We start from the raw sequence: 7369 nt of genomic DNA, 5'->3' as shown, positions 1-7369 counted from the left end.
GACTCCAGGATCTGCAGCCCGACCTTGACCTCCTCCGCCGGCGGAGCCGACAGGGAGACGCGGATCGTGTCACCGATGCCCTCGGACAGCAGCGCGCCAAAGGCCACCGCCGACTTGATCGTGCCCTGGAACGCCGGACCCGCCTCCGTCACCCCCAGATGGAGCGGGTAGTCGCACCGCGCCGCCAGCTGGCGGTACGCGTTGACCATCACGACCGGGTCGTTGTGCTTCACCGAGATCTTGATGTCCCGGAAGCCGTGCTCCTCGAACAGCGAGCACTCCCACAGGGCGGACTCCACCAGCGCCTCGGGCGTGGCCTTGCCGTACTTCTCCAGCAGCCGCCTGTCCAGCGACCCGGCGTTCACGCCGATCCGGATCGGGGTGCCGGCGTCGGACGCCGCCTTGGCGATCTCCTTCACCCGGTTGTCGAACTGCCGGATGTTGCCCGGATTGACCCGGACCGCCGCGCAGCCCGCGTCGATCGCGGCGAACACGTACTTCGGCTGGAAGTGGATGTCCGCGATCACCGGGATCTGCGACTTCTTCGCGATGACGGGCAGCGCGTCGGCGTCGTCCTGCGAGGGGCAGGCGACCCGGACGATCTGACAGCCGGACGCGGTCAGCTCGGCGATCTGCTGGAGCGTCGCGCCGATGTCCGCCGTGTTCGTCGTGGTCATCGACTGCACCGATACGGGGGCACCGCCGCCCACCGGCACCGGCCCGACCTGGATACGGCGCGAGACGCGCCGCTCCGCCAGCGGCCGGGCCGGTACCTCGGGCAGGCCCAGGGCGACGGTGGTCCCGGAGGCGCCGCCTCCGGGAGGCTCTCCAGTGACCATCACGTCACCCGCGGTTTCCCGCGACGGTCTCACGGGCGGCGCGCAGCGACTCCTTGAGGGAGCCCATCGTGGCGAGGACGGCGGTCGGCTCGTAGCCGCAGTGCGCCATGCAGTTGGCGCAGCGCGGGTCCTTGCCGCGGCCGTACTTGTCCCAGTCGGTCTCCTCGATCAGCTGCCGGTACGTGGGGACGTAGCCGTCGCTCATCAGGTAGCAGGGGCGCTGCCAGCCGAAGAGGGAGTAGTTGGGGATCGCCCAGGCCGTGCAGGGGAAGTCCGCCTTGCCCTCCAGGAAGTCCAGGAACAGCGGGCTGTGGTTGAGCCGCCAGCGGCGCCGGTTGCCGCCCGCGAAGGCCTTCTTGAACAGTTCCCTGGTCTGCTCGACGCCGAGGAAGTGCTCCTGGTCCGGGGCCTTCTCGTAGGCGTAGGCGGGCGAGAGCATCATCTCGTCGACCTGGAGGTCGTCGTTGAGGAAGTTGAGCACTTCGATGATGGTCTGCGGGGTGTCGGTGTTGAAGAAGGTGGAGTTGGTGGTGACCCGGAAGCCGCGCCGCTTGGCCTCCTTGATGGCCTCCACCGCCTCGTCGAAGACGCCTTCCTTGGCCACGGACTCGTCGTGCCGCTCGCGCATCCCGTCGATGTGCACCGCGAAGGCGAAGTACCGCGAGGGCGTGAACTTGTCCAGCTTCTTGCGCAGCAGCATGGCGTTGGTGCACAGGAAGACGTACTTCCGCCTGGCCACCAACTGCCGCACGATCTCGTCGATCTGCGGGTGCATCAGGGGCTCGCCGCCCGCGATGGAGACCATCGGCGCGCCGGACTCCAGCACCGCGCCGACCGCCTGCGCGACCGGCATCCGCTGTTTGAGCACACCGGCCGGGTGCTGGATCTTTCCGCAGCCCTCGCATGCGAGGTTGCATGCGAAAAGGGGCTCCAGTTCCACGATGAGCGGGAACTTCTCCCGCTTGCGCACTTTCTGTTCAAAGAGATACGTACCGACCCGGATGGACTGACGGAGCGGCATGGCCATCTGGCTCACCTCCTGGGGAGCAGCAAAGAACGGTGCCATTCGAAGAAGACAGGGAGGATGGAGCGCAGCACACGAAAGGCCGACATTCCACCGCGCAAAGTGCCGATTCGGACAAGTTCATGTTCTGGCGCGTCCACGATCACCCGTACGGCCGCAACCGGACGCCCGCCGTCCCGCGTCGCGGCCTCCAGCGTCGCGGCGGACTCCATGTCCACCGCGACGGCGCCCGCGGCCCGCAGCCCGGCCCGCTCCGCGCCGCGTACGACGTGGTCGGAGCCGCGCAGCAGGCCGGTGTGCACCGTCATGCCGCGCTCCTTGAGGGCGCGCAGCAGCGGGGCGTTGTCGGAGCAGGTCACGTCGGGGGCGCCGGGCAGGTGGCCGCGCGCCGACTCGGCGACGACCACGTCCCCGGGACGCATCCCGGGGACCAGGCCGGCGCAGAAGCCGGTGGCCACGACCGGCGCCCGGGCGGTGACGGAGCCGTCGCGCAGCGCGTGCGTGACGGCGTCCGCCGCCGCCCGCGGACCCATGCCCGTACGGAGGGTGACGACGGGCGCGCTTGCACCGCTGCGGTCACCGCCGCGCAGAGCCAGCCGCTCGATGCCGAGCGCGCAGGCGACCAGCAGCGGCGGCGGCCCCGGCGGCGGGGCCCACCGGCCGTCCCGGGCGGTGTCCCCGCTGCGCGACGTGCGCATCAGGACCCCTGGGACGCGCCGGCCGGTCCGCCGTTGACGTAACGGCCGAGGGCCGTCAGCGGGAAGACCTGCCGGTACAGGTGATAGTTGATCGAGAAGTCCCAGGGGAAGCCCGTACCGGTGAAGTACGGCTCGTCCCAGGAACCGTCGGCGCGCTGCGTCGCGGCCAGCCAGGCCACCCCGCGCTCGACCGCCGCGCTCTCCCGCTCGCCCGCCGCGAGCAGCGCCATCAGCGCCCACGCGGTCTGCGAGGCAGTCGACTCACCGCGGCCTGCCCACGCCTTGTCCTGGTAGGAGCGCTGGTCCTCGCCCCAGCCGCCGTCCTCGTTCTGGACGCGCTCCAGCCAGCGCACGGCACGGCGGACCGCGGGGTGCGAGGCGGGGATGCCGGCGGCGGCCAGCGCCGGGAGCACCGAGCCGGTGCCGTAGATGTAGTTGGTGCCCCAGCGCCCGAACCACGAGCCGTCCGGCTCCTGTTCGGCCAGCAGCCAGCGGAGGCCGCGCCGCACCCGCGGGTCGTGCGTCAGGCCGAGGTCGGCGGCCATCTCCACGACGTGGGCGGTGACGTCGGACGACGGCGGGTCGATGACCTCGCCGAAGTCGCAGAACGGCAGCCGGTTGGGGAACGGGCTGGTGTTGTCGGCGTCGAAGGCACCCCAGGCCCCGTTCCTGGACTGCATGCCCAGGTTCCAGCGCACGGCCCGCCGCACGGCGGCGTCGACCCGCTCCGGGTCCGGGTACTGGATGCGGCGCAGCGCGAGGACGACCTCGGCGGTGTCGTCGATGTCCGGATAATTATCGTTCTCGAACTCGAACGCCCAGCCGCCGGAGGGCAGTTGCGGCCTGCGGACGCTCCAGTCGCCCGGCCGGCGGATCTGCTCGGCGAGCATCCATTCGGCCGCCTTGACCAGCCGCGGGTGGTCGGCGGGCAGCCCGGCGTCGGCGAGCGCGATGGCGGCGAGGCAGGTGTCCCAGACCGGGGACTGACAGGCCTCGATCATGCGGACGGGTGCGCCGTCCGCGTCCTCGCGCCATACGGCGAAACGGTCCAGCGACGCGAGGCCCTGCCGCAGCACCGGGTGCTTGAGGTCGTATCCGAGCAGGTGCAGCGCGATGACCGAGTAGACGGCCGGCGGCTGGATGCCGCCCCAGCAGCCGTCGTTCTCCTGGCGTTCGATGATCCAGCTCGCCGCGGCCCGCATCGCCGCGCGGCGCAGCGTGCGCACGGCCACCTTCCGGTATCCGTGCAGGCCCTTGTCCAGCCGCTGGAAGAGGCCGTCCCAGCTGGTGACGGGGGCGAGCGGCTGCGGCGGGTTCGGGCGGGCCGGATCGGTGTGCAGCTCATCCAGGGCGAACGGCGCGGGCCGTACCGGCCGCAGGGCGGAGACGATCGTCAGTGCCACGATCGTCTGCCGCGCCCAGCACGCGAAATCGTAGATGTTGAGCGGGAACCACTTCGGGAAGTAGATCAGCTCGGGCGGCAGTTCGGGCAGGTCCGCCCACTTCCACCAGCCGAACAGTGCCAGCCAGATGCGGGTGAAGACGCGGGCGGCGGCGATGCCGCCGTGCTCGCGGATCCAGGCGGCGGCCCTGGCCATGTGGGCGGCGTCCGGCGCGTCGCCGGCCAGCCGCAGGGCGACGTACGCCTCGATGGTGGCGGACAGTTCACCGGGCCCGTCGTGGAAGGTGGCCCAGGTGCCGTCGGCGCGCTGCGCGCCGCGCAGGTGCCGGGCGGCGGCCTCGGTGGTGCGGCGGTCGCCGATCCCCAGGAACTGCCGCAGCAGCAGGTCCTCGGCGTCCATGGTGACGTTGGTTTCCAGATCGCCCTTCCACCAGCCCGCGTCGTCCTGCACGGACAGCAGGTACTCGGTGGCGCGGGCCGCGGCGCGGCGGGCGGCGTCGGCCGTACTTCCAGGGGCGGCCGGATCGTTCGCGGTGGTCTCGGCGGTGGTGTCGCCGGCCGAAGGTGCCCGGGGCGGCAGCGCCCCGGTGCTTCCGTCGGTCGTCGCTGTCATGGTTTCCCCTTCTGCAGTGAACTCTGTGAAGCGTGCTCAGGGATTCCGTCAGCCGGCGCCTGGACCCCGTTCCGGAGATCGGGGAGGACGGGCGCCGGCCGGCGACTGCGATCTAGATCGGGTCAATAATGATCATCTCTCTCGTACGACGACGAAGTCCGCGAGCGCGACGAACTGCGCGCGGACCGGTGCGGGCATGTCCACCTCGTCCAGCGCGGCGATGGCGGTGGCGTGCTGACGGCGGGCCTCCTGGGAGGTCCACTCGCGGCCGCCGGCCTGCTCGATGAGGGCCGCGCGGGAGGCGAACTCCTCCTCGGTGAAGTCGGCGATCTCGTCCTCGCTCTTCTTCGCGTCCGCCGCGAGGATGCCGGCGAGCCGCTCGGCGGCGGGGTTGTCGGCCGCCAGGGCGGCGACGACCGGCAGCGACTTCTTGCGCTGGCGCAGGTCGCTCCAGGTCTGCTTGCCGGTGGCGTCCGGGTCGCCCCAGATGCCGAGCAGGTCGTCGACGGCCTGGAAGGCGAGGCCGAGGTGGTGGCCGTACCGCTCCAGGATGTCGGCGGTACGGTCGTCGGCGCCGCCGAGGACGGCGCCGATGGAGACGGCGCAGGCGAGCAGCGCGCCTGTCTTGTTGCCCTCCATCTCCAGGCACTCCTCGACGGTGACCCGCTCGCGGTGCTCGTAGGAGATGTCCTGGGCCTGGCCGTCGATGAGCTTGCGGGTGGCCACCGTGAGGCGGCGGGTGGCACGTCCGGCCTCGACCGTGCCCAGTTCCAGCAGTATTTCGTTGGCGAGGGCAAACAGCGCGTCGCCGACGAGGATCGCCTGGGCCGGGCCGTGCACCTTCCACACCGTGTCGCGGTGGCGGCGCTGCTCGTCGCCGTCCATCAGGTCGTCGTGCAGCAGCGAGAAGTTGTGGACCAGTTCCACGGCGACGGCGCCGGGGACGCCGACCTCCGGCGGCTGGCCGGCGGCCTGCGCCGACAGCAGCGCGAGGGCGGGGCGTACGGCCTTGCCGCCGTCACCGGACGAGGGCCGTCCCGCGGCGTCGATCCAGCCGAAGTGGTACGCGGCGACGGTGTCCATGGGAGGCGCGAGCCGGTCCACGGCGGCACGCAGCACGGGAGTGGCGAGCTGCCGCCCGCGCTCCAGCAGCGCGGTGACGCTCTCGGTGTCGATAGCTGGGGAAGCCGGATTCACGGTTTCTCCTCTGTTTCCGGTGCTCGTGCTCGTGCGAGCGCTCGTACTCGTGGTCATGCCGCCTCCTGGGGCAACTGGCCCGGGGGGAAGCCGAGTTCGGTGAGTGCCTCGCGAACGGCGCCGAGGCCGCTGCGAACAGCGCTTTCCATGGTCGCGGGCCACCCGGTGGCGGTCCACGCGCCGGCCAGGTACAGGCCGGGGGTCTGGGTACGGGCGGCGGGCCGCAGCCGGCCGACGCCCGGGGTGGGGGCGAACGTCGCGGTGCGCTCGCGGGTGACGAAGAAGTCGCGGACGCCGGCGCCGCGCGCGGCGGGCAACAGCCGCTCCAGCTCCGGCAGATAGCGTGCGCGCAGCTCGGCCACCGGCCGGTCGATCTCGTCCTGCGCGGCGGACTGCGACACGGCCAGGTACTGGCTGCGGGCGCCGCCGGGCAGTGCGGCGAGGCCGGAGGCTTCCGTACGGTCGAAGACCCACTGCACGGGCGAGCCGAGCGCGGCGAAAAAGGTCCCCCTCGACGGACCTGGCGGTCCGGGGGGTGCCCCCAGCTTCAGAACCGGCCGGTCGTAGACGACGTGCAGGTTCAGAATCGGTGCCGTACCGATGTCCAGCAGTCGGTCCTGGCCGTCGAGGCTGCCTTCGGGGAGCAGTCCGTGCGTCTCGCGCTGCGGCAGGGCCAGCACGACCGTTCCGGCAGTCAGCTGGTCGCGGCCGTGCGGCCCGTTCTCCACCGTCACCTGCCACGCGCCGTCTTCCGTACGCGTGAGGGCGCTCGCGCGGGTGCGCAGCTCGATGCGGACGCCCGCCTTCTCCAGGGCCTCGCGGGCGAGCGTGTCGTGCACCTCGCCGAGCGGTGCCCGGGACCAGCCGATGTCGGCGGCGCCGTTGTCGGAGAGCAGGCCGGTCTTGAAGACCTTGGCGGCGAGGCCGAGTGAGGCGTCACCGGCCCGCGCGTTCAGCGTCGCGATGCCGACCAGGTCCCACAGCGCCTCGACGGCGCGCGGCGACTGGCCGTGCCGGGCCAGCCAGGAGGCGAAGTCGACATCGTCCAGCGCGGGGTCCTCGGGGTCGAGCTTCTTCAGGGCCAGCGCCGCGCGGCCGACGTTCGCGCGCTCGGCGAGCGACAGGTGCGGATACATGGCCAGGCTCTTCGCCAGGTGCAGCGGTACGGGCAGGGCCGTACGCCGCAGCCGGCCCAGCCGCAGGCCGTCGGCGTCCAGCACGGGGACGTCCATCCGGTCCTGGAGGGGCACCAGGCCGCGGCCGCCCACCCGGCCGAGGAACCAGTCGTACGCGGTGCAGCAGCGCAGATAGACGTGCTGGCCGTTGTCGACGGTCAGCTCTCCCACCGCCGAGTCCCGGCGGAAGGAGAAGACCAGCCCGCCCAGCCTGGGCCGCCCCTCGACGAGCGTGACGCGCAGGCCCGCGTCGGCCAGCGCCAGCGCTGCCGTGATGCCGGCGAGACCGCCCCCAATGACCACCGCAGCCGCCCCATCGGGACGGCCTGCCTCATGTGCATCGTGCCGGTCGGGCCCCATCGGTTCCGATGTCATTCGCCCTCCCTGATTACTGTCGTCAGGGACGCAGCGGCCCGGCGGA

General features: G+C 72.0%; 6 protein-coding genes. All 6 read right to left on the bottom strand.

Annotation, left to right across the window (positions count from 1 at the left end):
• Positions 1-839, bottom strand: an 839-nt coding sequence (gene ispG, locus ACZ53K_RS31565; RefSeq protein ID WP_468843297.1) for a flavodoxin-dependent (E)-4-hydroxy-3-methylbut-2-enyl-diphosphate synthase, incomplete at its 3' end; no start/stop codon positions are given.
• Positions 840-843: 4 nt separating this feature from the next.
• A complete protein-coding gene (hpnH, locus tag ACZ53K_RS31560; RefSeq protein ID WP_468843294.1) occupies positions 844-1866 on the bottom strand; it encodes an adenosyl-hopene transferase HpnH in 1023 nt (340 codons plus the stop codon).
• Positions 1867-1871: 5 nt separating this feature from the next.
• Entirely contained in the window at positions 1872-2561 is a 690-nt protein-coding gene (locus ACZ53K_RS31555; protein ID WP_468843291.1) for a 5'-methylthioadenosine/S-adenosylhomocysteine nucleosidase family protein, read from the bottom strand.
• A complete protein-coding gene (shc, locus tag ACZ53K_RS31550) occupies positions 2561-4576 on the bottom strand; it encodes a squalene--hopene cyclase (RefSeq protein WP_468843288.1) in 2016 nt (671 codons plus the stop codon). The genes ACZ53K_RS31555 and shc overlap by 1 nt, the downstream gene beginning before the upstream one ends.
• Before the next feature lie 132 nt (positions 4577-4708).
• Positions 4709-5830: a polyprenyl synthetase family protein gene (locus ACZ53K_RS31545; protein WP_468843286.1), complete on the bottom strand. Its 1122-nt coding sequence runs from the start codon at positions 5828-5830 to the stop codon at positions 4709-4711.
• Complete coding sequence (hpnE, locus tag ACZ53K_RS31540) at positions 5827-7308, bottom strand: hydroxysqualene dehydroxylase HpnE (protein ID WP_468843310.1); 1482 nt, start codon at positions 7306-7308, stop codon at positions 5827-5829. The genes ACZ53K_RS31545 and hpnE overlap by 4 nt, the downstream gene beginning before the upstream one ends.
• Between the last annotated feature and the right edge of the window lie 61 nt (positions 7309-7369).

It is taken from the genome of Streptomyces sp. NPDC033221, assembly GCF_055577005.1.
Note: the sequence above shows the minus strand (reverse complement) of the source record. Positions and strands in the feature narration are given on the sequence as shown.

Coding starts and splice junctions, on each gene's coding strand:
- hpnE (WP_468843310.1), bottom strand. CDS start 7,308: ATGGGGCCCGACCGGCACGATGCACATGAGGCAGGCCGTCCCGATGGG.
- hpnH (WP_468843294.1), bottom strand. CDS start 1,866: ATGGCCATGCCGCTCCGTCAGTCCATCCGGGTCGGTACGTATCTCTTT.
- ACZ53K_RS31555 (WP_468843291.1), bottom strand. CDS start 2,561: ATGCGCACGTCGCGCAGCGGGGACACCGCCCGGGACGGCCGGTGGGCC.
- ACZ53K_RS31545 (WP_468843286.1), bottom strand. CDS start 5,830: ATGACCACGAGTACGAGCGCTCGCACGAGCACGAGCACCGGAAACAGA.
- shc (WP_468843288.1), bottom strand. CDS start 4,576: ATGACAGCGACGACCGACGGAAGCACCGGGGCGCTGCCGCCCCGGGCA.